Here is a 25,793-nt window from a genome sequence, read left to right as displayed (position 1 = left end):
CCGCTGCCGACCACGGGAGTTGGCGTTCATCCGACTTCTCGCTCGGGCGGGTGAACCGCCGTTGATCCCCCCGTGATCCGCTCACTACCGTGTGCCCGTCATTGCTGACAGGCCGTGGCGGCGGGCCCCGTCGCGTCGGCTGTGCGAGTCGGCCACCGACGAGGACCCAAAGGGACGAATCACATGAAGCAGGCCACTCTCAAGGCCGCCGGCACCGCCGCGCTCGGCATCGCGATCGCCGCGGTCGGCGCCGGCGGCGCGTCCGCCGCCCCCGCCACCGCCACCGGAGGCCTCGGGCTCCCGACGAACCTGCTGACCAACCCGGCCGCCACCAACGCGCTCACCGATGTCGCGGGCAAGCTGCCGGTCGCCGACAAGGTCAGCAGCACCCTCGGCAGCCTCGCCCCGAGCGCGGGCCAGGCCGCCGCTCCGGTCGCCGGCGCCACCGGCAACCGGGCCGCCCTGCCGACCGTGCCGGGGCTCGACAAGACCCCGCTCGGCAGCCTCACCCAGACCCTCCCGCTGCCGGGCCTGACCGGCTGACCCGTCCGCGCGGCGAAGGGGTCGTCCGCTCCCGTCGGGGAGTGGGCGGCCCCTTCCCGCGTCACGGCTCCTGGGGGAGTACCAGCCAGAGCGCCAGGTAGATCAGGAACTGCGGGCCGGGCAGCAGGCAGGAGGCCAGGAAGATCGCGCGGACGGTCCACGGCGTGAGCCCGAAGCGCTCGGCGATCCCGGCGCAGACGCCGGCGATGACGCGGTTGTGGCGGGGGCGGGCGAGGCGGCTCATGGCGGACTCCGTTGCTCTGGTGGCGCCGTTGGCCGGTCCCTCCGGCTGGCGTACTTCCATGCTCCGCCGCCCTTCCGCCGAAAGCCTCCCCCCGCAAGCCGATCCCGCCCCCGACCTCCGTCCTGACCAGGCACGACCGCTCTCAGGGTTCCGCTCAGGGTCGGCCCGGAGATTGCCGATCACGCGGAGTGGGAAGCCAGGGTGCGGCGCCGGTCACCCCCGACGGGCAGCGGCAGCCGATGGTGCTGCTCGGGCGGCTGCACCGGGCGGGAGCGTAGTCGTCACCCTCCGGCGCGCGGGGTGAAGGGGATGGCGACGTCCACGACGTGATCGTCCGGGGCGGCGGTCGGGAAGTTCGGGTAGTACACCTCGCGGTTGGACGCGCTGCGGGCGTGGCCGTGGTCGCCGAGCCAGGCGAGTACGGCGTCGTGGACGGTCGCCATCGCGGCGAAGCCCGGGTGGGACTTGGCGAGTTCGGTGTACGCCTCGCGGTGCGCCGGCTCGATCCGGACGCCGATCGGTCCGGCCGGTTCGACGGTGGTCGCCGTCGGCGCGCAGACCTCGACCGGGCCGTCGGAGTCCTCGCTCACCACGCCGTGGTAGATGGCGAAGAGCGGTCCGGACAGGCAGGCGCCGGCCGTCCGCAGGTGGGCGAGCAACCGCTCGCTCGCGTCGCCGAGGAAGGCGGGCAGCTCGGCGAGGGTGACGTGGCGCTGGATGCGGAGCACCTTCCGCTCGGGGACGTCGCGTTCGGCGATCTCGTACATGGTGGAGGTCCTTCCGGTCAGTACCGCTCGGGCGTAGCCCACCGCCTCCCGGCGGGCCCGGTGCGCGGACTCCTGCTCGTGCCAGTAGGCGTCGAGCAGGCGGGGCGCGTCGCCGTCCGGGTCGAGGACGGCCGCGATCCGGGCCAGCGGCATGCCGACGGCGCGCAGCAGCGCGATCCGGCGGGCCCGTTCGACCTGGGCGAGGCCGTAGCGGCGGAAGCCGGTCCGCGGGTCGACGTGGGCGGGCGGCAGCAGCCCCCGCTCCCCGTAGAGGCGCAGCGCCTTGGGGCTGAGCCTGGTCCGGGCGGCGAGCTCCCCGATGGTGATCAAGTCCTCGTGCACGGGCCCACTGTGCGCCCTGCCCCTGGGGCAGGGGCAAGCGGCGGGTCGGCTCAGCGGTAGTACGGCTCGACGGCGGCCCGGACCTCGTCGAACAGCGCAGGGCCGTCCTGCGGCACGGGCGGGCGGCCGCTCGCCGGGCGGATGGTCAGCAGCTGGTCGCCGGAGAGGGCGAAGACGACGCGGCCGATCCCGGCCTGCCGAAGGGCGGCGGCGCACATCGGGCAGGGCTCGCAGCTGGTGTACAGGGTCGTCCGGGCGGCCGCGGCCGGGCCCGACTCCCGTGCCGCCCAGCGGGCGAGCTTCAGTTCGGGGTGGGCGGTGATGTCCCGGTCGGTGAGGGTGGTGTTGCGCTCCTCGGCCAGGACGGTGCCGTCCGCGGCGGCGAGCAGGGAGCCGAACGGCGGGTTGCCGTGGGCGGCGGCCTCGGCGGCGAGGGCGATGGCGCGGCGGAGGAGGGGGTGGTCGGCGGGGGCGACGGTCATCGGGGCTGGTCCATCCGGGTCGGGGCGAGGGCGAGGCGTTCGGCGACGGCGGCGAGGGACCGTCGGGCCCGGTGCGGGTGGCGGGTCTCCTCCGGGTCGCCGTGGTAGGGGTCGAGGACGACGGAATCGGCGCCCAGCAGGCGGAGTTTGGCGAGGTCGGCGGTGATCTGCTCGATCGAGCCCTCGCCGGCGAGGCGCCGCGGGCCGGCGACCGGGTCGGGCGTGAGCCTGAGGGCGATCCGGGGCGCGAAGGCGGGGACCGGGAGCGCGTGTTCGTCCGCGTACGCCCGCAGGCGGGGGACGGCCTCGTGCAGCCAGGCCATGGTGGGGCGCAGCGGGTGCCAGGCGTCGCCGAGGTGGACGGCGCGGCGCAGGCCCGCGTCGCTGTTGCCGCCGATCCAGAGCGGGATGCGGCGGGTGCCGTAGTCGGCGGTGTCCGCCCAGGCGGCGCGCAGGCCGCGCAGGTGGTCGTCGGTGAGGCGGCCGCGCTGCTCGAAGGGGACACCGAGGGCGGCGAACTCCTGCCGGGACCAGCCGACTCCGACGCCGAGTACGAGCCGGTGGCCGCTCAGGGCGTCCAGGTTGGCGGCCATCCGGGCGGCGAGGAGGGGGTGGCGGTAGGGGGCGATGAGGACGGTGGTGCCGAGGCGCAGGCGGGTGGTGTGGGCGGCGAGCCAGGCGAGGGTGGTGAAGGGCTCGTAGAAGGGGGAGGGGTAGCGCTGGGCGACGTCGGGGGTGATGGCGAGGTGGTCCGAGAGCATCAGCAGGTCGAAGCCCAGGGACTCGACGGTGCGGGCCCAGGTCAGGAGGGTGGCGGGGTCGGTGCCGGGGCCGAAGTTGGGGACGTTCACTCCGATCTTCACGTTCGGAAAGCCTAGGGAGGGAAGGTGGGTTGACTGAAGAGACATCTCCCGGTTGGGGGGTTGTTCCGCCGTGGAATCACCGGCAATCTGGGCTCATGACCGAGATTCTTGACGCGACGGACTGGGCGATCCTGGCCGAGCTCCAGGAGGACGGGCGGATCGCGTTCACCGAGCTGGCCCGGCGGGTGAACCTGAGTGCGTCGGCGACGACGGAACGGGTCCGGCGGCTGGAGACGGCGGGCGTGATCACGGGCTACCGGGCCGAGGTGAACCTGGAGCGCACGGGGTACCCGGTGACGGCGGTGGTCCGGTTGAAGTACCCGGGGCCGGCGGCGCGGCACGAGCCGTTGCGGCGGTTGCTGGAGGAGCGGTCGGAGATCCTGGAGTGCCTGCGGACGACGGGGGACGACTGCTACGCGCTGAAGATCGCGACGACGTCGATGGGGCACCTGGAGGAGATCGTCGACGAGCTGGCGCAGCTCGGGAGCACGACGACCAACCTGGTGCTGAGCCGCCCCCTCGCGCCCCGGGGCCCGGCGGTGCCCCGGGCGGGGGCCGCCGAGTAATAGCAACAATGCAATATTGCGAGGGCGGATCAGGGATTGGAGTGCTCCTCGTCCTTGCCGTGGACCTTCAGGGCGGTGATGACGCCGGTGACGACGGTGGCCATGGCGAGGGCGAGGAGGACGGCGAAGGCCGCGCCGACGAGGAAGTTCACCGGGTCCTCGGCCTCTCGCGGAGGAGCGTGAGGAGGTTGAGGAGGGTGGCGACGGAGGTGTCGCCGAAGTCGACCAGGAGGCGGCCGTCGATCGTTGCGCCGTTGACGGCGGCGGAGCCCCACTGAATGCCGAAGGGCTTGCCCCGCTCGTGGAGTTCACCGAGAAGGGCGGTGACCTCGGGCTCGGTGTAGGTGCGCAGGTACGCGTCGTGGGGTTCGAAGGGGGCGCTCACGCGGCGAAGTCCAGTTCGAACCAGGTGACCTTGCCGGTCTTGACGGGGTCGACGCCGAAGCGGTGGGTGAGGGCGTGGACGAGGTGCAGTCCGCGCCCGGAGAGCGCGAACGGGTCGGTGGACGTTCGGAGTTCGGGCAGGTTGGGACTGTCGTCGCAGACCGATACCCGCAGCGTGCGGGGGCAGAGGGCGACGATGACGTGGGGTGCCTGGGTGTCGGCGTGCTTCCAGGCGTTCACGAACAGCTCGTGAAGGGCGAGTTCGGCGTCCTGGACGGCGTCCGGCTGCCAGCCGGCCGAGGTGAGGAGGGTGCGCAGCTCGTGGCGGACGACGGACCAGTCGGGCGGGTTGTGGGCACGCATGGGGAACCTCCGGGAGACGGGGAGGATTGGATCGCCGACGGAGGGGTGTGAGGCGTCTACTTCCGAGAAAGCAGGGGCCACTGACGCTCCGTCGTGTGATCGGTGCAACACTGAGAGTAGGGGGATGTGTGGCAGCGTTGCAAGCCAATCGGGAAGTCTCCCCGGACTGACGCCGTTCCTGGTGGCGTCGCGCACGAGTTCTGCGCCAGACTGCGCAGGCCAAGGAAGGACAGTCGTGGGATACAAGGGGCCGATCAGCCAGCGACAGCGCCGGTTCGGTGACGAGCTGCAACGTCTGCGGACGGCAGCCGGCCTGTCCGCCCCAGAGGCCGGAGCGCTGGTCGGCATGCGGGGCCCGGCGGTGAGTCACACCGAGGCGGGGCGAATCACGTTGAACGCGGAGCGCCTTGAGACCTGGCTGGACGCCTACGGCTGTACCGATCCGGTCTACCGGGCCACGCTCGCGGCGATGGGGCGGAGCACGGGCAAGGGCTGGTGGAGCGAGTTCGAGGGCAAGGTCCCGGATCTGGCGCTCGACCTGGCGGAGGTCGAGGACCGGGCGATTCGTCTGGCGAACTACGAGACCCTCTACATTCCCGGAGTGCTTCAGGTGCCCGGCTATGTGGCGGCTGTCTTCGAGGGCGCTGACAGCAATCACCAGTGGGATGTGGGGGATCTGGTCAGGTTCCGGTTGGCCCGGCAGCGGATCCTGGAAGAGCGCAAGGACTTCCATTTCGTGATCCAGGAAGCGGCACTACGGATGCGCTTCCCCGGCGACGCTGTGATGAGGGATCAACTGCGGCACTTGCTTGCCATGGTCGAACGTCCGAACGTCACGATTCAGGTGATGCCCTTCACCGTGGCGAAGAAGCCGCCGAGTCCGGTCTCGTTCCTGCTCTGCGACCCGGGTTGCCTTGAACTCTCGACGATCGTCCTGGATGCTCCCAAGCGAGCTGACCACTATGGTGATCGCGAGAGTGTCGCGACGTACCGCCAGAGGTTCGACCAGCTGACGGACTTGGCCCTTCCCCCTGTCGATGATTCCGGGCTGCGGCGGGGATCGGCGGCGCGTGACTCCTGGGGAATCCTCCAGCACCTGCTCTATCTGCTCCAAGCCTGAGAGGCCTGCGATGTCCGAGATCATCTGGCAGAAGTCGTCGTTCAGTGCAGGGGACCCTGAGAACGCCTGCATCGAACTTGCCTCGGGGCCCGACGGATTCCGTTTCCTGCGTGAATCCGATGAACCTGCCCTCGTGATGGCAGTCGACGTTCCCAAGCTCCGCGCGCTCCTCCTCGCCGCCAAGACCGGCGAGTTCGACCACCTCATCTGATCGGCAGCCCAACTCCGGAGGACCCCCAGCGATGAACGCCGAAGCCTGGCGTATCCGTCTCATCGTTCGCACCACCCAGTTCGGCGTCATCGGCGGGGCCCTCTGGGGCGCCCTGGTTGCCCTTGTCGCCTTCCGCTACACCTCGGTACCGCTCGGGGCCATGGTGGGCCTCCTCTTCGGGACCTTCGTCTCCATACCCACCGGCTCCCTGCTCTCCGCCCTCCCCGAGCGGTTCGCCCTCCACCGCTGGTCCGCCCCCGTCCTCGGCGCACTCCTCACCGCGTCCGCCGGCTACCTCGTCCTCGCCCGCATCCTCCGCGAGCCGCACGCCCTCCTCCACCTCGGCGTCGCCCTCCTCTTCCTCCTCTCCACCGCCCTCACTGCCGCCGCCTTCTCCCTCGCCGTCCGCAGCCTCCGCCCCACGTCATCGGCACCATGAGCCACCCGGTGATCCCACGGCGCCGGGCCACCGAATCCGAGAGGTCTGCGATGTCCGAGCCCCAGTGGCAGAAGTCGTCCTTCAGCGGCTCGAACGAAGGCGGCAGCTGCCTTGAACTCGCCATGGACGCGGGGGTACTTCGCCACCTGCGGGAGTCCGACGCCCCGGAGAGCGTTCTGGTGGTCGATGCGGAGCGGCTGGCTGTATTCCTCCTGGCGACGAAGACAGGCGAGTTCGACCACATCACAGAGGCTTCGGCTCGTCGCAGCCAGGTTTCGCGCCTTCAGGCCTGACGGCAGCGGAGCAGGAAGTCGGACCCGCCGATTTCCTGCTCCAACGGCTGCCGGTCGCAGGCACGTCCGCGACCGGCAGCCCAATCTGCGGCGTATCGCCCCGGCCATCGATGGCTCAGGGGCGAAGGTCACTCACCCATGATCCTTCAGGTACTCCGTGAAGGGAACGGACTCGGCGATGGCCAGTCCCTTCCAGGCCACGTACGGGGCGGGATCGCCGCCGTGGATCCGGCGGTTGATCTGGGTGCCGTCGGGGCGGTAGTTCATCAGCACCACACGGCGGTCGTCGAACAGCCAGAAGTCCTGGTCGGGAAGGCCCGGGTTCGGGCGGTCGGTGAGGTCGAGGATCCGGACGTCCTCGCCGGCCTCCACGTTGTGACGGTAGTGCGCGAACTCGAAGCGCAGGTAGTCCGTCAGCGGACGCGTGAGCACATGGACCCGGCCGACGCGCCGGCCGGTCTCCCGGTACCCGCGTAGCCGGGCCTTCCAAGCGGCGGTGGCCCCGGTGTCGAGCGGTTCGCCGGCGAGGAAACGGCGAATCCCGTCCTCCTCCTGCGGCACCGTGTAGACGGGGTGGGTCTCCAGCCGCCAGGCGTCGTACTCCATGGCGTCGAAGTACGCCCGCCAGTCGTCACCATCCAAGAACACGGAACGCCTCCCGCAGGGTCTCCTCGGGGATCTCGACGAGCGACTCGCCGTCGGGAGCGAGGAATCCGGTGAACGTGTCGCCCTGAACGACGAACGAGCCCCGGTCGGTCGCGTAGACGTTGGGGCAGTCGTCCGCGCCGCACTCGCCGGACCCTTCGCCGCTGCCGCCGTGCGTGAGGCGGATCAGTCCCGGCTTTCCGGTCATGGTGAACCCCCTTGTGGGTGCGCCTGGTTGAACAAACCGAGGATCACGCTACGGAGTGCGACCGGGTGGTGGCCATCCGAACAGGCGACTATTCCCGTTCTCGCCTAAAGATCTTGAAGGTGCCGGGCCCGACGGTGGAGTGGGAAGTCGGATCCGCCGACGTTCCACTCCACCGTCAACCGCCCAGACGGAGGGCGTAGTAGGCGTGCAGGGCGGCGTCGGCGCCGGAGCCGGTGGCGGTCATGATGCGCTGGCCGCGGGAGGAGCGGAGGTCGCCGGCGGTGAGGACGCGGGGGTGCTGGCGGTCGGGTGGGCAGTAGCCGTCGGGGGTGGTGGCCAGGGAGCCGGGGAGGGCGGCCGGGCGGACGCCGAGGTTCACGAAGACCGTGTCCGGGGCGAAGGTGCCCAACTCGCCCGCGACGAAGGAGCCGTCGGGGGAGCGGCGGAGGTCGAGGGCGGCGGTCTCCAGGAGGGCGGCGCGCGGGTCGCCGCGGACCTCGTCGGCCTTGTAGGCGTCCGCGGGCGGGTGCGGGACGACCAGGTCGAGCGGGACGTCGGGGTGGGCGCGCAGCAGGGTGCCGAGGGGGCGGTCGGCGCCGAGGACGAGGACGCGGCGGCCGGCCAGCCGGGCGGCGTCCGCCTCCCAGAGCGGCGGCGGGGCGTCCGGGCCGTCGGCCGAGGTGAGCCAGCCGGCCTCGTCGGGGCGGGCCGCCCGGACGCCGGTGGCGGCGATCGCGTAGCGGCCGCGGACGGCGGTGCCCGGGTCGAGCAGGACGGTGACGCCCTCCTCGTCGGCGTGCAGCTCCGTCGCCGCGGTGCCGAGCAGGAGTTCGCAGGAGTCGGCGATCCGTCGCACGTCCGCCCCGAGGGCGTCGGCGTAGGCGGTGCCGGTGGCGAAGCCGAGGACGTTGGCCACCGCCGGGACGCGCCGCAGGGTGGCGCCGAGCCCGCACCGTTCGACGAGCACCGACCGCAGTCCGACGCTCGCCGCCATCACCGCCGCCGCGCAGCCGGCCGGGCCGCCGCCGACGATCACCAGGTCGTACGGTGCGGTGGACTGTCGGGTCACCAGGGCAGCGTAACGGCCGCCGGGCCGAAATGCGGTTGCCGGGGCGGCCGGTGGCGGCCTAGCCTCGCCGCAACACGTCGACGGAGACGAGTACCTCCGGGCCCCGCGAGCCGAGAGAGCCGCCGGCTGCTGTGAAGGCGGCCTCGCGTCCGGGAGGGAAGACACTCCCGAGTGCGGGGAGGAAATGCCCCGCCGACCGGCCCCCGTCACCGGGCCCGATCGAGGCCGCCGCCCGCCCCGGCGACGGCGGCGAAAGTGCGGTGGCACCGCGAGTCCCCTTCTCGCCCGCACTCCCAAGGGATCACCACGACGCCCCCGGAGGGCCGCGATGATCCACCCCCCTCTCACCGACACCGCCCGCGTCCTGGCCGCCGAGCTGCCCGGCCGGATCGGCGGAACCGTCGAACTCGCCGGCTGGTTGCACCGCCGTCGCGCGCTGAAGTCCGTGACCTTCCTCGTCCTGCGCGACCGCTCGGGCCTCGCCCAGGTGGTGGCCCCCGCCGGGGTCGCCGACCTGCCCGAGGAGACGGTGCTGCGCGTCCGGGGCACGGTCACGGCCAACCCCCAGGCGCCGAACGGCGTGGAGCTGACCCGGCCGGAGGTGGAGGTGCTCGCCCGCCCCGCCGCGGCCCCGCCGTTCGACCTCTTCCGCCCGGCCGTCCCGGCCTCGCTGCCGGTCGTCCTCGACCACGCCCCCGTTGCTCTGCGCCACCCCCGGCCGGCGGCGCTGCACCGCGTCTCGGCGGCCTCCGTGCACGGCTTCCGGGCGGCGCTGGACGGCCTGGGCTTCACCGAGATCCACACACCGAAGGTCGTCTCCTCGGCGACCGAGTCCGGTGCGGACGTCTTCGCGCTGGACTGGTTCGGGCGCGAGGCGTACCTGGCGCAGTCGCCGCAGTTCTTCAAGCAGACGATGGTCGGCGTCTTCGAACGGGTCTACGAGACCGGGCCGGTGTTCCGGGCCGAACCCCACGACACCGCCCGCCACCTGGCCCAGTACACCAGCCTGGACGCCGAACTCGGCTTCGTCACCGACCACCGGGACGTCATGGCGGTGGTCCGCGCCGCCCTCGCCGGCATGGTCGCGGCGGTCGCCGACCAGGCCGGGGCCGCGCTCGCGACCCTGGGCGTCGAGCCGCCCGCCGTCCCGGCCGAGATCCCGCACCTGCACTTCGCCGAGGCGATGCGGATGCTGGGCGCCGACGAGCCGGACCTCGCACCGGCGCACGAGCGGTGGCTCGGCGCGTGGGCGCAGCGCGAGCACGGCAGCCCGTTCCTGTTCGTCACGGGGTACCCGATGCGCAAACGGCCGTTCTACACCCACCCCGAGCCGGGCCGGCCGGAGTACTCGAACAGCTTCGACCTGCTCTTCCGCGGACTGGAGCTGGTCACCGGCGGCCAGCGGCTGCACCGGTACGAGGACTACCTCGCCGCCCTCGCCGCCCGCGGCGAGCCGGCCGGGCCGTACGAGGGGTACCTGCGGGCCTTCGCCCACGGCATGCCGCCGCACGGGGGGTTCGCGCTCGGGCTGGAGCGCTGGACGGCGCGGCTGGCGGGGGAGGAGAACGTCCGCCGCACCGCCCTCTTCCCGCGCGACGCCCACCGGTTGACGCCGTGAGGTGAGCCGGCGCGGTGCCGCCGGGTGGCGCCCCGCATCCCGGCGGCGCCACCCGGCGGGCGGGGGTTCAGCCCTGCGGCTGGTACGGCGGGGCCTGCGGGGCCTGGGCCGCCTGCGGCTGGTAGGGCGAGGCCTGCGGCTGCGGGGCGCCCTGGGGGTACTGCGCGTTCGGCGGGTACTCGGCGTTCGGCTGGTACGGCGAGGCGGCCGGGACCGGCGGCGCGGCCGGCGTCGCGGAGCGCGTGACCAGGGCCTTTACCGCGTTGACTATCAGCGCCACCGGCAGGATGAACGCCTTGAAGAACAGCGTGTAGGTGCCGCCGTCGAAGACGAACGCCAGGTAGTACGCGTAGCCGGTGAAGCCCAGGCCGGCCAGGACGTTGAGGATGCGCCAGCCGATCTTCAGGCCGCCGAGGTTGATGGCGCCGATGACCAGCAGCGCGATGCCGCTGAGCGCGAGCAGGACGACGTACCAGGAGAAGAGCGGGTCGACGTCGAAGTCGAGATTCACGAGGTGTTCCTGTGGTTCCGGTGGGACGGGCGGGCGCGCGGGGGGCGGCCCGCCGGGGACGAGTGCGCACAGTACTGGAGCCCGCCGACATCCGTCCTCACGATTTCGTCACGGTGTCATCGCCGAATCCGCCCGGCGAACCTGTGTTTCAGCCCTTGAAAACCGCTCAGGAAGCGTCCGTGCGTTCGGATATGATGCGGCCGTCGCTGGTGGTTGGGGGTCGAAGCAGCGACCCGGGTGAGAGTCCCGGCGCGGCCCCCACCTCGGCGAACCGCCTGCTGCCGGGTTCGTCGGGTTCGCCCGCCTTCCTTCCGTGAGGTCCCCCTTGCGTACTCAGCACCGCAGATCCCTCGCCCTCGCTGCCGCCGCCACCCTGGTCTCGGGGGCGGCCCTGACCGCGGCCGCCCCCGGCGCTGCCGCGCTGCCGCGCTCCGGCGGGGCCGGGACCACCGGGGCGGTGCGGCAGGCCCTGGCCCAGGGCACCCCGGGACCGGTCGGCGCCCCCCAGGAGCAGCACGGCCCGGTGACGTCCACCCTCAACGGCTTCCCCGGCACCCTCACCGCCGGTGGTCCGGCCGCCGAGTTCACCGCCACCCTGCGCAACTCCGCCGACCACTCGGTCGACGTCACCCCCGGCTTCACCGTGGCCATCGGCGACTCCGGCCTCCGCGATTCCCAGCTCAAGCTGGACTACCAGGCCCCCGGCGGCGGTTCGTGGAAGCCCGCCGCGCCGAGCCCCGGCGCCACCTGGAACCTCGACACCCGGCTGAGCCTGCCCGCCGGCGCCTCCGTCACCTACCGGCTGCGGCTCGCCGCCACCGCCGACGCGCCCGCCGGCCGGGCCACCGCCGGCTTCCGGGCGGTGGTCTCCGACCCGACCCTGCCGCCGGAGAGCCGGACCTCCGAGGCGAACTCCCCGCACCAGGCCTTCACCACCGTCGCGGCCGGCCCCACCGGCGCGCCGACGTCCGCCTCCGCGCCCGGCGCGCCGTTCCTCGGTCTGGACGCGGTGCCCGCCGCCTTCGCCGCCGGCGGCGAGGCCCGGCCGTTCCGGCTGACGCTCACCAACCGCAGCGGCAAGGACGTCTCCTTCCTGCCCGAACTCACCCTCCGGGGCGCGAACCTGCCCGCCGCCGGGGCGGCGGGGCTGGACTTCCAGACCCCCGACGGCCAGTGGCTGGCGGCCACCCCCGACGGCAGCCGCACCGCGGCCGGGGCGCTCACGCTCCTGCTGCGCACGCCGGACAAGGACGCCTCGCCGGTCCGGCTGCACGACGGCGAGTCCCGGACGCTCAACGTGCGGCTGGCGTTCGGCCAGGACGTCCAGGCGGGCGTCGTGACGGTCCAGTTCGCCGGGCTCAGCGTGCCCCTCACCGGGGGCGGCACCGGGGTGGCGGCCGCCAGTTCGGCGGTCGACGTCACCGTGGCCGCCGCGCCGGTCCCGCCGACCACCGTTCCGAGCACGTCCGGCACCGCCCCGGCGGCCTCCGCCGAGCCGCCGGCCGCCGCGCCCAGCGCGCTGGGCGGTCCGCCGGTCGGCCTCGCGGCGGTCACCCCGAGCACGGACGCGAGCGGCACGGCGGGGGCCGTCCCGGCGGCGGCCACCGAGACCCCGGCGGACGGGTCGGCCGCCTCGGCACCGGCCGTCACCGTGACCGTGGCGGGCGCGGCGCCGTCCGCCGGCCTCGCCTCCACCGGCGGCTCACCGACCGACACCCCGATGGCGATCACCGGCGCCACCGCGATCGCGATGGGCATCGGCACACTCCTGGTGGCCCGCCGCCGCCAGAGGCCCCGCCACGCCCTGGCCGCCCGACCGCCCCGCCCGGGCGGCGCCCCGGCGGCCCGCCCGGCGGCGCCCCCCGCCCCACGGCCGGAGCCGGGTCCGCCGGCGAACCCGGGGGCGTGACGGTCGGCGCGGGCGGATGTGAGGCGGGCTGGGCCGGGGGTCCGACCACCGGCGCCGTGTGACCGTCGCGCGCCCGAGTCGGGGCCCAGGTGTTCGGCGGCCCCCGGGCGGGCGCCGTGCGCCTGCCCGGGCGGATGCCGCGGCGGCGTGACCACCGGCCCGCGCGAAGGGCGCGCGGGCGAGGAGCGGGTAGGGGTGAGCGAGGGATGACCGAGCACGAGGTGCTGCACGTGTTCTGCGGCCCGGACGGTGGGCACGGCAATGCGCTGGGCGTCGTCCGGGACGGTGCCGCCGTTCCCGGGGAGCGTGACCGGCAGGCGGTCGCGCGGGAACTCGGCTTCAGCGAGACGGTGTTCGTGGACGACGCGCGGCGCGGCGCCATCGACATCTACACTCCGGGCCTGCGGCTGCCGTTCGCCGGCCACCCCTGCGTCGGCACCGCCTGGCTGCTCGGCGTGGACCGGCTGGTCACGGCGGCCGGCGTGGTCGGCGTCCGGCGCGACGGCGCGTTCACCCGGATCGCGGCGCCCGCCGCCTGGGCCCCGCCGCGCACCCTGCGCCGGCACGCGACGCCCGCCGAGGTGGACGGCCTGGCGGTGCCGCCGCCGGGCGAGTGGATCTACGCCTGGGCCTGGCAGGACGAGGCGGCCGGAACCGTCCGCGCCAGGGCATTCCCCGGCCGGGACGACGGCATCGACGAGGACGAGGCCACCGGCGCGGCCGCCATCCTGCTGACCGCCGAACTGGGCCGCGGCCTGACCATCACCCAGGGGCGGGGCTCGCAGCTCGTCACGGGCATCACGCCCGACGGCCTGATCGAGGTCGGGGGCCGGGTCCGCCGCGCGGGCTGAGGGGGCCGCGGAGGACAGCGCGTCCGACGTGGTCGCCATCCGGGTAGGAGAGCGCCGGAACGCGACAGCCGCTGGAACCCGGTCCGTGCGGGGTCAGCCCCGGCGTGCGGTGCTCGGCGAGCCGAGGCCGAACAGCGGCTCGACGGACGGGGCCGGCGGCGCCGGAGCGGGCGCGGGTGCCGGCGCCGGTGCGGCCGGCGGGACCCGGGGGGTCGTGGCGCGGTGCAGCAGGAACGAACGGCCGGCCGGGACCAGGGCGAGATGGGTGGCCGCGACGCCGAGGACGGCGAACAGGATGTGGTCCACGTTGAGCACATGGCCCGGGGCCCAGGAGGAGAGGAACTCCAGCGCGGTGGCCAGCAGGGCCGAGGCGCCGGTGGTGCGCAGGAAGGACGGCAGCCAACGGGTCGTCAGCCGACCCCCGGCGAGCGGGAGGAAGAGGCCCAGCGGGGCGAGGAGCAGCAGTTCGGCGCAGATCTGGCCCGCGCTGGAGGAGCGGAGCGAGGCCAGTGGCGTCAGGTTGGCGTCGTAGACCCAGGCCACCGGCAGTGGCCTCAGCACCATCCAGCCCGCCAGCAGCAGGTGGAGGGTGAGGCCCAGCAGGCCCACCACCCGTAGTGGACGCTGGGATCGCTGGACGGCCGTCGCCCGTCCGGTCTCGGTCCGCACTCCGGCACGCTCCTCGCGTGGCCTGGTGCCATCTCGCTGCACGGGGGGAAGGACGTGCGCCGACGGCGTGACGGTTCCATGCCCGGTGTGAACTTCGCGCCGCGCGCCGGGGATCGGCGCGGGCCGCGGGGTGGGCCGCCCGGTGAACCGGGCGGCCCGGGGCCCCGAAGGCGGGCCCCTACCGGCAGGGCGGCGTGGTGGACGCCGTGGGCGAGGGCAGCGCGCCGAACACGTTGTCCGCAGGCGGCGTCGCCGGCGACGTCGGCGACACCACGGCGGGCGACGGCGCCGGGGACGGCGAGGAACCGGCGCGCGCGGCAGCGGTGTGCGCCGGGGTCTGGCCGGTCGCGCCCGCGCCCGATCCGGCGGCCGGGGACGGCGTGCTCGGCGCCGTGGGTATCCGCGCCACCGTTGGGCAGGCCGTCCGGCTCGCCGGCGCGCCCGCGTCCACCGGGACGGCGGTCGGGCGGATGCCGCAGCCCACGGCCAGCGCGGCCAGCCCCAGCAGCGCGGCGGCGGCGAGCGGGCGTCGTCGACGGACTCGGGTCACTGGGCACTCTCCTCGGAGGCGGCGTCGGCCGGCGGCACGGGCGGCGGGGTCCGCGGCAGCGTCAGCGTGAACACCGCGCCGACCTCGCCGTTCGCGGCGGTGATGGTCCCCCCGTGGATCTGCGCGTTGGCCATCGCGATGGACAGGCCCAGGCCGCTTCCCTCCGAGCGCGCCCGCCCCTTGTCGGCCTTGTAGAACCGGTCGAAGACGTGCGGCAGGACGTCCTCGGGGATGCCCGGGCCGCTGTCCGAGACCTCGACGACCACGCTGTCGCCGTCCTCGCGCACCCGCACCCGGACCGGCGAGCCGCCGTGCTTCAGCGCGTTGCCGATGAGGTTGGCGAAGACGACGTCCAGCCGGCGCGGGTCGACCACCGCCCGCACGCCGCGCGGCGCGTCCACCTCCACCGCGTCGTACCAGGCCCGGCCGTCGATGCAGGACATGATCAGGTCCGCGATGTCCACCTCGTCGGCGACCAGCTTGGCCGTGCCCGCGTCGAAGCGGGTCACCTCCATGAGGTTCTCCACCAGGTCCGACAGCCGGCGGGTCTCGCTGACCACCAGCCGCACCGCCGGCTCGATCATCGGGTCCAGCGACTCCGCCTCGTCCTCCAGGATGTCCGTCACGGCGGTCATCGCGGTCAGCGGGGTGCGCAGCTCGTGCGACATGTCGGCGACGAACCGCCGGCTCTGCGCCTCGCGCGCGCTCAGCTCCTCGACCTGCTCGTGCAGCGACTCCGCGGTCCGGTTGAAGGTCCGCGCCAGGTCGGCGAGCTCGTCCGAGCCCTCGACCTCCAGCCGGGTGTCCAGGTGGCCCTCGCCGAGCCGCCGCGCCGCGTCGCCGAGCCGCCGGACCGGCCGCAGCACCGTCGCCGAGGCCGCCTGCGCGAGCAGCGCCGAGCCGATCAGCGCCAGCAGCGTGGCGATCGCCAGCGACCAGCCGAGCGTGTTGAGATCGGCCCGCTCGTTCTCCAGCGACTTGAACATGTACGCGGTCGGGCCGGTCGGCACCACCTTGGTGCCGCCGATCACGAACGGCCGCCCGTCGAGGTTCTGCCGCTGCCAGTACAGGTGGTACGTGTACGGGTTGGACTCGGTGAGCTCGCGGGGCTTGCCGACCGCGGTCCGCAGCGGCGTCGGCACGTTGGCCAGGGTGTACTGGGTGGGGCTGGAGGAGGCGATGCAGTCGGGCAGCGCCGGGTCCGCCACGACCACGTCGTAGCTGAGCCCGGAGCTGGCGACGGTGTTCGCCAGCGTGTTGAGGTCCTCGCAGGTGGCGCCCAGCGGCAGGCTCGACACGTTGCGGCTGAGCGAGACCCGGAAGTCGTTGAGCGCGGTGTCCTGCGCGCGCTTGAGCACCGCGTCGCGGTTGAGCCAGTACGCGATGCCGGAGGCGGAGACGGCGGTGAGCAGGGCGACCGCGGCGAACACCGCGATCAGCCGCACGCGCAGCGAGCGCAGCCGCCGCCACGGGCCGGAGGAGAACCGGGCCGTCGTCTGATGGTCAGTCACGGGAGCCTGTCGTTGCGGAAGGTCAGCGCGCGCGGCGGGATATCGCCGGCGCCGGACGGAGGATGGCGGTCACGCCGGGGGGTCCAGCCGGTAGCCGACGCCGCGCACCGTGCGGATCAGCGTCGGGGCCGAGGGCACGTCCTCGACCTTGGCCCGCAGCCGCTGGACACAGGCGTCCACCAGCCGGGAGTCGCCCAGGTAGTCGTGCTCCCAGACCAGCCGCAGCAGCTGCTGGCGCGACAGCGCCTGGCCGGGCCGCCGGCTGAGCTCCAGCAGCAGCCGCAGCTCGGTCGGGGTGAGCTGGAGGTCGGCGCCGTCCTTGGTGACCGTCATCGCCGCCCGGTCGATCACCACGCTGCCGTAGACCGAGGAGTCCGAGCTCTCCCGCTCGCCGCGCCGCAGCACGGCCCGGATCCGGGCGTCCAGCACGCGCGGCTGCACCGGCTTGACCACGTAGTCGTCCGCGCCGGACTCCAGGCCCACCACCACGTCGATGTCGTCGGAGCGCGCGGTGAGCAGGATGATCGGCAGCTGGTCGGTGCGGCGGATCCGGCGGCACACTTCGAAGCCGTCGATACCGGGCAGCATCACGTCCAGCACGATGAGGTCCGGCCGCTGCTCCTTGAAGAGCCTCAGACCGTCCTCACCGGACGCGGCGGTGGCCACGCGGTGGCCCTGGCGGGTGAGGGCGAGTTCGAGGCCGGTGCGGATGGCGTCGTCGTCCTCGATCAGAAGGAGGAAAGGCACGGCCTCATTCTGGCTCACCCGGAGCGGGTAATCACCCCCCTACCGCCCGGCCCGGTCCGGGCGCCGCCCGGGCGGGAACCGGAGGGCCCGCCGCCGGCGTCCGTCAACGGCGGGAGGGCGCACGGGACGAAAGGCCCGGCCCTGTGACAGCCCTGTGACAGTCGACGGACAGCGCCATCACAACCGGCGGGCAGGATTTTCGATGTCGCCGCAGGACAGCGGGCCGAAGGGCCGGCCGAGGCGGCGACAAAGGAACCGCTCGAACCGACCCAGGGGGCGCACGATGAACGCCACGCTTCAGACCCGGACCAACCCGGCTGTCCGCACCGCGCGTTCATCGGTCACCGCCTTCGGGACCCGGATCGACGCCGGGACCGAGGAGGCCTCGGGTGCCGTGATCGTACGGGGGTGCGCGCACAGCACCGGTGGAAACACTGTCGCCCGCCGGGTGAGCGGCGGCGGCAGGACGGGGGAGCTGCACGGGATCGGCCGCCGGGGGAACGCGGCCGACTCCGCCGGCACCTTGACGCTGCGGGGGATCCTCCCCGTCCGCGTCGAGGGCAAGGACGCCCTGGGGGGGAACCGGGGCGTCGGGGGAACCGGCCTGCGGAAGGCCGACTCGGGGGAGTCGGCCGGCCGCGAGGCCGCCGGTGCGACGCTGCTGCGGCTGAGCCCCGCGGCGGCGCCCGCCACCGACGCGCAGCGGGCCGGGACGCAGCGGGCCGGGACGCAGGGGGAGCGCCCCGCCGCCGCCGAGGACCACATCACCGAGTTCACCGCGTACGTCCGCGAGCGCCGCGCCTCGCTGTACGCCACCGCCTACCACCTCACCGGTGACCGCTACGAGGCCGAGGACCTGCTGCAGAGCGCGCTCTTCAGCACCTACCGCGCCTGGGGCCGGATCACCGACAAGGCCGCGGTCGGGGGCTACCTCCGCCGCACCATGACCAACCTGCACATCTCCGCCTGGCGGCGCCGCAAGGTCAACGAGTACCCGACCGAGGAGCTGCCGGAGACGGTCGGCGACACCGACGCGATGGGCGGCACCGAGCTGCGCACCGTGCTCTGGCAGGCGCTGGCCAAGCTCCCGGAGAACCAGCGCACCATGCTGGTGCTGCGCTACTACGAGGGCAAGACCGACCCGGAGATCGCCGACGTCCTCGGCATCAGCGTCGGCACGGTCAAGAGCAGCATCTGGCGCGCGCTGCGCCGGCTGCGCGACGACGAGCAGCTGAACACCTCGGGCGACACCCTGCGGGCGTTCGGCGAGCTGGTCGCGTAGCACCATCGAGACGTTCCGGTCCGCCGTGGGGGTGGGACCGGACAGGGCTCCCGTCGGGGGACGGGTAGCAGGACGGACGCGGTACGGGTGGCGCCGGCTCGGGGGAGCGGCGGCACCGGAGGGGATCCGCGACCGTCCGGGGAAGGCGGCGGGCCCGGTGCGGGGGAGACGCACCGGGCCCGCCGTTCCGCGTTCTTGGGGAGGCACGGGGGGTCCTCAGATGGCGGGTCCTCAGACGGCGGACAGCTCCCCGGCGGCGGCCGCCGCGCGGATCCGCCGCCCGGCCTCCGGCCCGTTGCACGGGCGCGCGCCCAGCGCGACCTGCCGGCCGACGATGCCCCGCTCGGCCCGCATCAGCCGCCAGCCGCGGCGCAGCAGCACCGGCAGCGACTTGCGGCCCTCGCGGACGTCCCGGCGCAGCCGCCACCAGGCGGTCGTCAGCGCGCCGTTGCGCAGGCACAGGGCGTCGCCGAGCAGTTCCTCGGCGGCGCAGTCGGCGGTGATCTCGGCGGCGAAGATGCCCTCGGCGACGAACGCGCCGGCCCCGCCGAGCTCCAGCACCCGGGTGGAGACCCGGCCGTTGTCCGGGATCGAGTACACCGGCACCTCGGCCCGGCCGGCGGTGCACAGGGCCCGGATGGCCGCGACGGCCTGCTCGCGGTGCCAGGAGAGCGGGGAGTCCCAGTCCACCGAGCCGTCGGGCAGCCGCGGCAGGCTCGGGTCGTCGCCGTCCTTGTAGAAGTCGTCGAGCTGGAGCACCGGAAGGCCGCTGCGCTCGGCGAGCGAGGACTTCCCCGATCCGGAGGGCCCGGCGAGCAGGACCACCCGGGCGCGGGCTATCGGCACAGGGTTCAGCGGGGAGTCACTCACGGGACACCAGTCTGACGCATCGGGGCCCGATGCCGAAACCGGTCGGATCAGCCGGCCTTCGCCGCTCCCGGGGCGGTCAGCGCGGCGTGCAGCAGCGGCAGGTAGCGGCTGTCGACCTGGAGGTGAACGGGGTGCTCGGCGCCCGGCGGCCGGTAGGCGGTGGCGGCCCAGTCCTGGTCGTACCAGGTGTCCGGCTCGGGGTCGTGGAAGGTGCCGCCCGCGGCCAGTACGACCCGGGCGCGGCCGCGGGCGGTGAAGGCGGCGGCCGGGGCGCCGGGGGCGATCCGCAGCAGGCCGCCGACGTAGTCGCCGCGCGCTCCCGGGCCGGCGGCGCGCGCCGAGCAGGGGATGCGCACCGGCCGTCCGGCGGCCAGCCGGCGCCGGGCGCGGGCCACCCGCGCGGTGCGCCAGAACCCGTCCGCGAACAGTGCCATCAGCTCGGCGGCCAGTTCTCCCATGAGCGTCGTCCCCCCTCGGTGCGCGTGCCGCCCCAGTCTGGCCGGGCGGTGCGGGGCCGCGGGAGCGCCGAAAGGCGGACGGCGCGGCGACGAAAGTCGACGGACCCGCGCCAGGGGGGGAGAGGCGCGGGTCCGTCCTATGACCGTCCGGGCCCTGGGGGGGAGAGGGCACGGGGGACGGCCAGTCTGTGGAGTTGTTTCACAACCGGCGGCCACGGAGCGTAGCCGCTGCGGGGACCTGGTGGTCAGATACCCATCGGGTGCCAGACCGTCTTGGTCTCCAGGAACGAGAGTAGCCGGTCCGTTCCGGGAGCAATCGTCCAGTCCTGGGCGAACGGGTCCAGCTCCGGGCGGATCACCCTCTTCAGGGTATCCGCGGCGAGGGCTTCCAGCGCGCCCGCCGCGCCGGGACCGTCGGCGGCGATCGCGCCGGTGAGGTCCACGGCGTTGACGTCCTGGTGGGAGGCCAGGGTCGGCGCGATGTCGGCGGTCCGGCCGGACAGCAGGTTGACCACGCCGCCCGGGACGTCCGAGGTGGCCAGCACCTCGCCCAGGGACAGCGCCGGCAGCGGGGCGTCGGCCGCGGCCGCCACCACCACGGTGTTGCCGGTGGCGATCGCCGGGGCGACCACCGAGACCAGGCCGAGCAGCGAGTGCCCGTACCCGGCCTGCGGGGCGACGATCCCGACCACGCCGGTCGGCTCCGGGGTGGAGAGGTTGAAGTACGGGCCGGCGACCGGGTTGGCGCCGCCCGCGATCTGGGCCACCTTGTCGGTCCAGCCGGCGTACCAGACCCAGCGGTCGATCGCGGCGTCCACCAGGGCGGCGGCCTTCTTCGGGCCGATGCCCTCGGAGAGCGCCACCTCGGCGGCGAACTGCTCGCGCCGGCCCTGCAGCATCTCGGCGACCCGGTACAGCACCTGGCCGCGGTTGTACGCGGTGGTGCCGGCCCAGCCCTTGACCGCCGCGCGGGCGGCCACGACCGCGTCGCGGGCGTCCTTGCGGGTCCCGAGCGGGGCGTTGGCCAGCCACTCGCCCTTCGCGTCCGTCACCTCGTACACCCGCCCGCTCTCGGAGCGCGGGAACTTCCCGCCGACGTACAGCTTGTAGGTCTTGAGGACATCAAGACGGCTCACGACATCAGACATCGAGGTAGGCCTCCAGACCGTGCCGGCCACCCTCGCGGCCGTAGCCCGACTCCTTGTAGCCGCCGAACGGCGAGGTCGGGTCGAACTTGTTGAAGGTGTTGGCCCAGACCACGCCGGCCTTGAGCCGGTTCGCCATCCAGAGGATGCGCGAGCCCTTCTCCGTCCAGATGCCGGCGGAGAGGCCGTAGGGGGTGTTGTTGGCCTTCTCGACCGCCTCGGCGGGGGTGCGGAAGGTCAGCACCGACAGCACCGGTCCGAAGATCTCCTCCTGGGCGATCCGGTGGGCCTGGCTGACGCCGGTGAAGACGGTCGGCCGGAACCAGAAGCCGCTGCCCGGCAGCTCGCAGGCGGGGGACCAGCGTTCGGCGCCCTCGGCCTCGCCGGCCTCGGTCAGCGCGGTGATCCGGGCCAGCTGCTCGGCGGAGTTGATCGCGCCGATGTCGGTGTTCTTGTCCAGCGGGTCGCCGACCCGCAGGGTGCCCATCCGGCGCTTGAGCGCCTCCAGCAGCTCGTCCTGGACCGACTCCTGGACCAGCAGGCGCGAGCCCGCGCAGCAGACGTGGCCCTGGTTGAAGAAGATGCCGTTGACGATGCCCTCGACGGCCTGGTCGATCGGCGCGTCGTCGAAGACGATGTTCGCGGCCTTGCCGCCCAGCTCCAGCGAGAGCTTCTTGCGGGTGCCGGCCACCTGCTTGGCGATCGCCCGGCCGACCGGGGTGGAGCCGGTGAAGGCGACCTTGTTGACGTCCGGGTGCGCGGTGAGCGCGGCTCCGGTGCGGCCGTCGCCGGTGACGATGTTGACGACGCCCTTCGGCAGACCGGCCTGGCGGCAGATCTCGGCGAAGCGCAGCGCGGTCAGCGGGGTGGTCTCGGCCGGCTTCAGCACGACCGTGTTGCCGGTGGCCAGCGCCGGGGCGATCTTCCACGCCAGCATCAGCAGCGGGAAGTTCCACGGGATGACCTGGCCGGCCACGCCCAGCGGCTTCGGGCTGGGGCCGAAGCCGGCGTAGTCCAGCTTGTCGGCCCAGCCCGCGTAGTAGAAGAAGTGCGCGGCGACCAGCGGCAGGTCGACGTCGCGGGTCTCGCGGATCGGCTTGCCGTTGTCGATCGACTCCAGCACGGCCAGCTCGCGGCTGCGCTCCTGGATGATCCGGGCGATCCGGAACAGGTACTTGGCGCGCTCGCTGCCGGGCAGCGCCGACCAGTCGGCGAAGGCCTTGCGGGCGGCGGCGACGGCGCGGTCGACGTCCTCCCCGGTGCCCTGGGCGAACTCGGCGAGCACCTGCTCGGTGGCCGGGTTGACCGTCTTCAGCGCCTCGCTGCCGGAGGAGTCGACGAACTCGCCGCCGATGAAGTGGCCGTAGGAGGCGGCGATGTCGCCGGCCGCGGCGGGCGACTCGGGCGCCGGGGCGTACGTGAAGAGGCCGCCCGCCGGCTTCTGGGCCGCGGGCTCCTCGGTGTTCTTCTTCTTGGGCATGGTGATCAGTCCACCGTCACGTAGTCGGGGCCGGAGTACCGTCCGGTGGTCAGCTTCTGGCGCTGCATCAGCAGGTCGTTGAGCAGGCTGGAGGCGCCGAAGCGGAACCAGTGCGGGCTCAGCCAGTCGTCGCCGAGGGTCTCGTTGACCATCACCAGGTACTTCATGGCGTCCTTGGTGGTGCGGATCCCGCCGGCCGGCTTCACGCCGACCTGGACGCCGGTGGCCGCGCGGAAGTCGCGGACCGCCTCCAGCATCAGCAGGGTGACCGGCGGCGTCGCGTTGACGGCGACCTTGCCGGTGGAGGTCTTGATGAAGTCGGCGCCGGCCAGCATCGCCAGCCAGGAGACCCGGCGGACGTTGTCGTAGGTCTGCAGCTCGCCGGTCTCGAAGATCACCTTGAGGTGGGCGGAGCTCCCGTCGGGGCGGCGGCAGGCCTCCTTGACGGCGACGATCTCCCGGAAGACGTCCAGGTAGCGGCCGGAGAGGAAGGCGCCCCGGTCGATGACCATGTCGATCTCGTCGGCGCCGGCGGCGACCGCGTCGGCGGTGTCGGCGAGCTTGACCGGCAGTGCGGCGCGGCCGGCCGGGAAGGCGGTGGCGACGGAGGCGACCTGGATGTCGGTGCCCTGCAGCGCGGCCTTCGCGGTGGCGACCATGTCCGGATAGACACAGATCGCGGCGACGCGGGGGGTGGTCGGATCGGTCGGGTCGGGGTTCCTGCCCTTGGCGCACAGACCGCGCACCTTGCCGACCGTGTCCGCGCCCTCCAGCGTGGTCAGGTCGATCATCGAGATGGCCAGGTCGATGGCGTACGCCTTGGCCGTGGTCTTGATCGAGCGGGTACCGAGCGTGGCGGCACGCGCCTCCAGGCCGACCTGGTCGACACCGGGCAGGCCGTGCAGGAAGCGGCGGAGCGAGGCCTCGGACGCCGCGACGTCCGCGAGACCGCTGCCGGCGACGCCCGGGGCGTTGGCTGCAAGAGTGGACATAGTCACCACACCAGCATATCTACGCGCGTAGTCCACCGCTAGGGCCGCGACGCATCGATGCCGGACCGAGACCTGGCGGTGTGATCGCCACCCCTGTGGATACCGGGGGCCATGGGGCAGAATCGTGGGCATGACCGATTCCGACGGCAGGCCCCAACAGGGCCCGGCCGGCTCCGATGGCGAGCCCGTGTACGCCGACCGCGTGTACCGCTCCGTTCCCGGCGTGATCTCCGGTGTGCTGCTGCTGGCCGTGGCGGGGTGGCTGATCGGGGATGCGGCCCTGAACGGCAGCGGCAAGACGCCGTGGGTGTCGCTGGCCGCCGTCCCGGTCTTCGCCCTCCCGGTGATCGCCTACACCCTGCGCCCCGCCGTCCGCGCCAACGCGCGGCGCCTGGTGGTGCGCAACCCGCTGCGCACCATCACCGCGCCCTGGGCGTCCGTGGACGCGCTGCGCGCCGGCTACTCGGTGGAGCTGCTCGCCGACGGCCGGAAGTTCCAGGTGTGGGCGGTGCCGGTGTCGCTGCGCCAGCGCAAGCGCGCGGCCCGCGCCCAGGACCGGGCCGGCCGCCCGCAGCACGTCTCCCGGCTCGGCCTGGTCTTCGGCCAGGGCGCCGAGCCGTCCGGCCCCGGCGTGCAGGGCTCCGCCGACCCCAACCGGGCCTGGTCCGACCAGGTGGTCGGCATCCTCCAGGAGATGGCCGAGCGCAACGCCCCGCACCCGGACGCGGCCGGCCCGGTCGAGGTCCGCTGGTGCTGGTGGATCATCGCCCCGACGCTGGCCGGCCTGATCGCGATGATCGCGGTGATCGCGGCCTGAGCCCGCGGGGCGTACGGAACGCGACGAAGGGGCCCGCCGGACCGGCGGGCCCCTTCCGCGTACCGGGGCCGTCAGACGGTGATGCCGGCGGCCGCGGCGAGGTCGCGCTTGACGGCCGCGAGCAGCTCGGCGGCCCGGGTGCGGGCGGCGGCGAGGTCGGCGGCGGAGGCGACCGGCAGGACGACCTCCAGGTAGCACTTGAGCTTGGGCTCGGTGCCGGACGGGCGGACCACGATGCGGGCCGAGCGGACGGCGTCGCCGGCCAGCCGGTAGCGCAGGCCGTCGGTGGGCGGCAGGTCGGCGGAGCCGGCGGTGAGGTCGTCGGCACGGGTCACGGTGAGGCCGGCCAGCGCGGTGGGCGGCTGCTCGCGCAGGGTGCGCATGGCGTCGGCGATGAGCGAGAGGTCCTCGACGCGCACCGAGAGCTGGTCGGTGGCGTGCAGGCCGTGCTCCAGCGCCAGGTCGTCGAGCAGGTCGCCCAGGGTGCGGCCGGAGCGCTTGAGGGTGGCGGCGAGCTCGGCGATCAGCAGGGCGGCGGTGATGCCGTCCTTGTCGCGCACGCCCTGCGGGTCGACGCAGTAGCCGAGCGCCTCCTCGTAGCCGTAGCGCAGGCCGTCGGCGCGGGAGATCCACTTGAAGCCGGTGAGGGTCTCGGCGTAGCCGAGCCCGGCGGCCTCGGCGATCCGGCCGAGCAGGGTGGAGGAGACGATGGTGGTGGCGAAGGTGCCGACGGCCTTCTTGGCGACCAGCGCGGCGCCCAGCAGCGCGCCGACCTCGTCGCCGCGCAGCATCCGCCAGCCGTGCGCGCCCTGCCCGCCGCCCGCGGCGTCGCCGTTGACCGGGACGGCCACCGCGCAGCGGTCGGCGTCGGGGTCGTTGGCGATGACGATGTCCGGGCCGACCGCGGCGGCGGTGCGGAAGGCGAGGTCCATCGCCCCCGGCTCCTCCGGGTTGGGGAAGGAGACGGTCGGGAAGTCCGGGTCCGGCTCGGCCTGCTCGGCGACCACGGTGGGCGCGGGGAAGCCGGCCCGGTCCAGGGCGGCCAGGAAGGTGTCGCGGCCGACGCCGTGCATCGGGGTGTAGACGACCGAGAGGTCGCGCGCGCTGTGCGGGTCGACGATGGAGGCGGCGCGGTCCAGGTACGCCTCGACCACCGACTCGTCCACGGTCTCCCAGCCGCTCGCGGCGAGCGGGACCTCGTGGAGCGAGCCGATCGCGTCGATCCGGGCGGCGATGCCCGCGTCGGCCGGCGGCACGATCTGCGAGCCGTCGCCCAGGTAGACCTTGTAGCCGTTGTCCTGCGGCGGGTTGTGGCTGGCGGTCACGGTGACGCCGGCGGCCGCGCCGAGGTGGCGGACGGCGAAGGCGAGCACCGGGGTGGGCAGCGGGCGCGGGAACAGCGCGGCGCGCAGGCCGGCGCCGACCACCACGGCGGCGGTGTCGCGGGCGAAGTCGTAGGACTTGTGGCGGGCGTCGTAGCCGATGACGACGAGGTCGCCGAGGCCCTGCTGCTTGACGTAGGAGACCAGGCCGGCGGCGGCCCGGATCACCACGGCGCGGTTCATCCGCATCGGTCCGGCGCCGAGCTCGCCGCGCAGGCCGGCGGTGCCGAACTGGAGGCGCCCGGCGAAGCGGTCGGCCAGGTCGGCCCAGGCCAGCTTGGCCGTCGACTCGGCCTCGGGGGCCTCGGCGGCGGCGAGCAGCGCGGCGAGCTCCTCGCGGGTCTGCGGGTCCGGGTCCTCGGCGAGCCAGGTGCGGGCCCGGGCGAGGAGGTCGGTGGTGGTTGCCTGCGTCATGGCTGCAGCTCCATCGGGAAGTGCGTCGGTGGTCGGCCGGGGAGGGTG

General features: G+C 74.0%; 32 protein-coding genes. 11 read left to right on the top strand and 21 right to left on the bottom strand.

Annotated features, from left to right (window positions below; genetic code table 11):
* Window positions 1-183: 183 nt before the first annotated feature.
* A complete protein-coding gene (locus ACFVFS_RS21280; RefSeq protein ID WP_380626153.1) occupies window positions 184-543 on the top strand; it encodes an ATP-binding protein in 360 nt (119 codons plus the stop codon).
* Window positions 544-604: 61 nt separating this feature from the next.
* Here ACFVFS_RS21280 and ACFVFS_RS21275 read toward each other — a convergent pair whose 3' ends face one another.
* The 4 genes from ACFVFS_RS21275 to ACFVFS_RS21260 form a co-directional block, all read right to left on the bottom strand.
* On the bottom strand, window positions 605-787 hold the full coding sequence (locus tag ACFVFS_RS21275) for a PspC domain-containing protein (protein WP_380626152.1): 183 nt from the start codon (window positions 785-787) through the stop codon (window positions 605-607).
* Between the two features lie 281 nt (window positions 788-1,068).
* The gene (locus ACFVFS_RS21270) at window positions 1,069-1,896 is read right to left on the bottom strand and encodes a MerR family transcriptional regulator (RefSeq protein WP_380626151.1); all 828 of its coding nucleotides are present in this window, start codon (window positions 1,894-1,896) and stop codon (window positions 1,069-1,071) included.
* Window positions 1,897-1,946: 50 nt separating this feature from the next.
* The gene (locus tag ACFVFS_RS21265; protein ID WP_380626150.1) at window positions 1,947-2,378 is read right to left on the bottom strand and encodes a nucleoside deaminase; all 432 of its coding nucleotides are present in this window, start codon (window positions 2,376-2,378) and stop codon (window positions 1,947-1,949) included.
* A complete protein-coding gene (locus ACFVFS_RS21260; RefSeq protein WP_380626149.1) occupies window positions 2,375-3,241 on the bottom strand; it encodes an LLM class flavin-dependent oxidoreductase in 867 nt (288 codons plus the stop codon). Before ACFVFS_RS21260 ends, ACFVFS_RS21265 begins: the two co-directional genes overlap by 4 nt.
* A gap of 95 nt (window positions 3,242-3,336) precedes the next feature.
* Here ACFVFS_RS21260 and ACFVFS_RS21255 point away from each other — a divergent pair, with 95 nt between their 5' ends.
* Window positions 3,337-3,807 carry an Lrp/AsnC family transcriptional regulator gene (locus tag ACFVFS_RS21255; RefSeq protein WP_380626148.1) on the top strand — a complete coding sequence of 157 codons (471 nt, stop codon included), beginning with the start codon at window positions 3,337-3,339 and terminating at the stop codon, window positions 3,805-3,807.
* A gap of 29 nt (window positions 3,808-3,836) precedes the next feature.
* Here ACFVFS_RS21255 and ACFVFS_RS21250 read toward each other — a convergent pair whose 3' ends face one another.
* Genes ACFVFS_RS21250 through ACFVFS_RS21240 form a run of 3 tightly spaced genes read right to left on the bottom strand, consistent with a single transcriptional unit; the run spans window position 3,837 to window position 4,554 of the window.
* Entirely contained in the window at window positions 3,837-3,959 is a 123-nt protein-coding gene (locus ACFVFS_RS21250; protein ID WP_376095521.1) for a hypothetical protein, read from the bottom strand.
* Window positions 3,956-4,192 carry a hypothetical protein gene (locus tag ACFVFS_RS21245; protein WP_380626147.1) on the bottom strand — a complete coding sequence of 79 codons (237 nt, stop codon included), beginning with the start codon at window positions 4,190-4,192 and terminating at the stop codon, window positions 3,956-3,958. The genes ACFVFS_RS21250 and ACFVFS_RS21245 overlap by 4 nt, the downstream gene beginning before the upstream one ends.
* Complete coding sequence (locus tag ACFVFS_RS21240; RefSeq protein WP_380626146.1) at window positions 4,189-4,554, bottom strand: ATP-binding protein; 366 nt, start codon at window positions 4,552-4,554, stop codon at window positions 4,189-4,191. Before ACFVFS_RS21240 ends, ACFVFS_RS21245 begins: the two co-directional genes overlap by 4 nt.
* Before the next feature lie 235 nt (window positions 4,555-4,789).
* On the opposite strand from ACFVFS_RS21240, the gene ACFVFS_RS21235 reads away from it, so the two are divergent.
* Genes ACFVFS_RS21235 through ACFVFS_RS21220 form a run of 4 tightly spaced genes read left to right on the top strand, consistent with a single transcriptional unit; the run spans window position 4,790 to window position 6,617 of the window.
* Window positions 4,790-5,674: a helix-turn-helix domain-containing protein gene (locus ACFVFS_RS21235; RefSeq protein ID WP_380626145.1), complete on the top strand. Its 885-nt coding sequence runs from the start codon at window positions 4,790-4,792 to the stop codon at window positions 5,672-5,674.
* Window positions 5,675-5,684: 10 nt separating this feature from the next.
* Window positions 5,685-5,885 carry a DUF397 domain-containing protein gene (locus tag ACFVFS_RS21230; protein WP_380626144.1) on the top strand — a complete coding sequence of 67 codons (201 nt, stop codon included), beginning with the start codon at window positions 5,685-5,687 and terminating at the stop codon, window positions 5,883-5,885.
* 31 nt (window positions 5,886-5,916) lie between these two features.
* The gene (locus ACFVFS_RS21225; protein WP_380626143.1) at window positions 5,917-6,324 is read left to right on the top strand and encodes a hypothetical protein; all 408 of its coding nucleotides are present in this window, start codon (window positions 5,917-5,919) and stop codon (window positions 6,322-6,324) included.
* A 50-nt stretch (window positions 6,325-6,374) separates the two neighbouring features.
* A complete protein-coding gene (locus ACFVFS_RS21220) occupies window positions 6,375-6,617 on the top strand; it encodes a DUF397 domain-containing protein (RefSeq protein ID WP_380626142.1) in 243 nt (80 codons plus the stop codon).
* A gap of 132 nt (window positions 6,618-6,749) precedes the next feature.
* Here ACFVFS_RS21220 and ACFVFS_RS21215 read toward each other — a convergent pair whose 3' ends face one another.
* The 3 genes from ACFVFS_RS21215 to ACFVFS_RS21205 form a co-directional block, all read right to left on the bottom strand.
* The gene (locus ACFVFS_RS21215) at window positions 6,750-7,265 is read right to left on the bottom strand and encodes a DUF6879 family protein (RefSeq protein ID WP_380626141.1); all 516 of its coding nucleotides are present in this window, start codon (window positions 7,263-7,265) and stop codon (window positions 6,750-6,752) included.
* The gene (locus ACFVFS_RS21210) at window positions 7,249-7,470 is read right to left on the bottom strand and encodes a hypothetical protein (protein ID WP_380626140.1); all 222 of its coding nucleotides are present in this window, start codon (window positions 7,468-7,470) and stop codon (window positions 7,249-7,251) included. The genes ACFVFS_RS21215 and ACFVFS_RS21210 overlap by 17 nt, the downstream gene beginning before the upstream one ends.
* A 175-nt stretch (window positions 7,471-7,645) precedes the next feature.
* The gene (locus tag ACFVFS_RS21205; protein WP_380626139.1) at window positions 7,646-8,539 is read right to left on the bottom strand and encodes an FAD-dependent oxidoreductase; all 894 of its coding nucleotides are present in this window, start codon (window positions 8,537-8,539) and stop codon (window positions 7,646-7,648) included.
* Window positions 8,540-8,867: 328 nt separating this feature from the next.
* On the opposite strand from ACFVFS_RS21205, the gene aspS reads away from it, so the two are divergent.
* Window positions 8,868-10,157: an aspartate--tRNA(Asn) ligase gene (gene aspS / locus ACFVFS_RS21200; protein ID WP_380626138.1), complete on the top strand. Its 1,290-nt coding sequence runs from the start codon at window positions 8,868-8,870 to the stop codon at window positions 10,155-10,157.
* Window positions 10,158-10,224: 67 nt separating this feature from the next.
* Here the strand turns inward: aspS and ACFVFS_RS21195 are convergent, their stop codons facing one another.
* Window positions 10,225-10,668 (bottom strand): hypothetical protein, encoded by a 444-nt coding sequence (locus ACFVFS_RS21195; RefSeq protein ID WP_380626137.1) that lies wholly within the window; start codon window positions 10,666-10,668, stop codon window positions 10,225-10,227.
* Between the two features lie 325 nt (window positions 10,669-10,993).
* Between ACFVFS_RS21195 and ACFVFS_RS21190 the strand changes: the two genes are divergently transcribed.
* Together ACFVFS_RS21190 and ACFVFS_RS21185 are read left to right on the top strand one after the other, a co-directional pair.
* Entirely contained in the window at window positions 10,994-12,577 is a 1,584-nt protein-coding gene (locus ACFVFS_RS21190; RefSeq protein ID WP_380626136.1) for a hypothetical protein, read from the top strand.
* Between the two features lie 206 nt (window positions 12,578-12,783).
* Window positions 12,784-13,428 (top strand): PhzF family phenazine biosynthesis protein, encoded by a 645-nt coding sequence (locus ACFVFS_RS21185; protein WP_380626135.1) that lies wholly within the window; start codon window positions 12,784-12,786, stop codon window positions 13,426-13,428.
* Between the two features lie 93 nt (window positions 13,429-13,521).
* On the opposite strand, the gene ACFVFS_RS21180 is transcribed toward ACFVFS_RS21185, so the two are convergent.
* The 4 genes from ACFVFS_RS21180 to ACFVFS_RS21165 form a co-directional block, all read right to left on the bottom strand.
* Window positions 13,522-14,097 carry a VanZ family protein gene (locus ACFVFS_RS21180; protein ID WP_380626134.1) on the bottom strand — a complete coding sequence of 192 codons (576 nt, stop codon included), beginning with the start codon at window positions 14,095-14,097 and terminating at the stop codon, window positions 13,522-13,524.
* A 178-nt stretch (window positions 14,098-14,275) separates the two neighbouring features.
* Window positions 14,276-14,647 (bottom strand): hypothetical protein, encoded by a 372-nt coding sequence (locus ACFVFS_RS21175; protein WP_380626133.1) that lies wholly within the window; start codon window positions 14,645-14,647, stop codon window positions 14,276-14,278.
* The gene (locus ACFVFS_RS21170; protein WP_380626132.1) at window positions 14,644-16,158 is read right to left on the bottom strand and encodes an ATP-binding protein; all 1,515 of its coding nucleotides are present in this window, start codon (window positions 16,156-16,158) and stop codon (window positions 14,644-14,646) included. Before ACFVFS_RS21170 ends, ACFVFS_RS21175 begins: the two co-directional genes overlap by 4 nt.
* 69 nt (window positions 16,159-16,227) lie before the next feature.
* Window positions 16,228-16,905: a response regulator transcription factor gene (locus ACFVFS_RS21165; RefSeq protein WP_350553901.1), complete on the bottom strand. Its 678-nt coding sequence runs from the start codon at window positions 16,903-16,905 to the stop codon at window positions 16,228-16,230.
* A gap of 571 nt (window positions 16,906-17,476) precedes the next feature.
* Here ACFVFS_RS21165 and ACFVFS_RS21160 point away from each other — a divergent pair.
* On the top strand, window positions 17,477-18,187 hold the full coding sequence (locus ACFVFS_RS21160) for a SigE family RNA polymerase sigma factor (RefSeq protein WP_380626177.1): 711 nt from the start codon (window positions 17,477-17,479) through the stop codon (window positions 18,185-18,187).
* A 231-nt stretch (window positions 18,188-18,418) separates the two neighbouring features.
* Here ACFVFS_RS21160 and ACFVFS_RS21155 read toward each other — a convergent pair whose 3' ends face one another.
* The 5 genes from ACFVFS_RS21155 to deoC form a co-directional block, all read right to left on the bottom strand.
* Window positions 18,419-19,057, bottom strand: a complete 639-nt coding sequence (locus ACFVFS_RS21155; protein WP_380626131.1) for a uridine kinase — start codon at window positions 19,055-19,057, stop codon at window positions 18,419-18,421.
* Between the two features lie 47 nt (window positions 19,058-19,104).
* Window positions 19,105-19,515, bottom strand: a complete 411-nt coding sequence (locus ACFVFS_RS21150; RefSeq protein WP_380626130.1) for a hypothetical protein — start codon at window positions 19,513-19,515, stop codon at window positions 19,105-19,107.
* 245 nt (window positions 19,516-19,760) lie between these two features.
* Window positions 19,761-20,663 (bottom strand): aldehyde dehydrogenase family protein, encoded by a 903-nt coding sequence (locus ACFVFS_RS21145; protein WP_380626129.1) that lies wholly within the window; start codon window positions 20,661-20,663, stop codon window positions 19,761-19,763.
* Window positions 20,656-22,140, bottom strand: a complete 1,485-nt coding sequence (locus tag ACFVFS_RS21140; protein WP_380626128.1) for an aldehyde dehydrogenase family protein — start codon at window positions 22,138-22,140, stop codon at window positions 20,656-20,658. Before ACFVFS_RS21140 ends, ACFVFS_RS21145 begins: the two co-directional genes overlap by 8 nt.
* 5 nt (window positions 22,141-22,145) lie before the next feature.
* Entirely contained in the window at window positions 22,146-23,132 is a 987-nt protein-coding gene (gene deoC, locus ACFVFS_RS21135; protein WP_380626127.1) for a deoxyribose-phosphate aldolase, read from the bottom strand.
* A 130-nt stretch (window positions 23,133-23,262) separates the two neighbouring features.
* Here deoC and ACFVFS_RS21130 point away from each other — a divergent pair, with 130 nt between their 5' ends.
* Complete coding sequence (locus tag ACFVFS_RS21130) at window positions 23,263-23,949, top strand: PH domain-containing protein (protein ID WP_380626126.1); 687 nt, start codon at window positions 23,263-23,265, stop codon at window positions 23,947-23,949.
* A 71-nt stretch (window positions 23,950-24,020) separates the two neighbouring features.
* On the opposite strand, the gene ACFVFS_RS21125 is transcribed toward ACFVFS_RS21130, so the two are convergent.
* The gene (locus tag ACFVFS_RS21125; protein WP_380626125.1) at window positions 24,021-25,745 is read right to left on the bottom strand and encodes a phospho-sugar mutase; all 1,725 of its coding nucleotides are present in this window, start codon (window positions 25,743-25,745) and stop codon (window positions 24,021-24,023) included.
* Between the last annotated feature and the right edge of the window lie 48 nt (window positions 25,746-25,793).

It is taken from the genome of Kitasatospora sp. NPDC057692 (genome assembly GCF_042799475.1).
GTDB lineage: Bacteria > Actinomycetota > Actinomycetes > Streptomycetales > Streptomycetaceae > Kitasatospora.
This window is presented reverse-complemented; position numbering and strand designations above follow the sequence as displayed.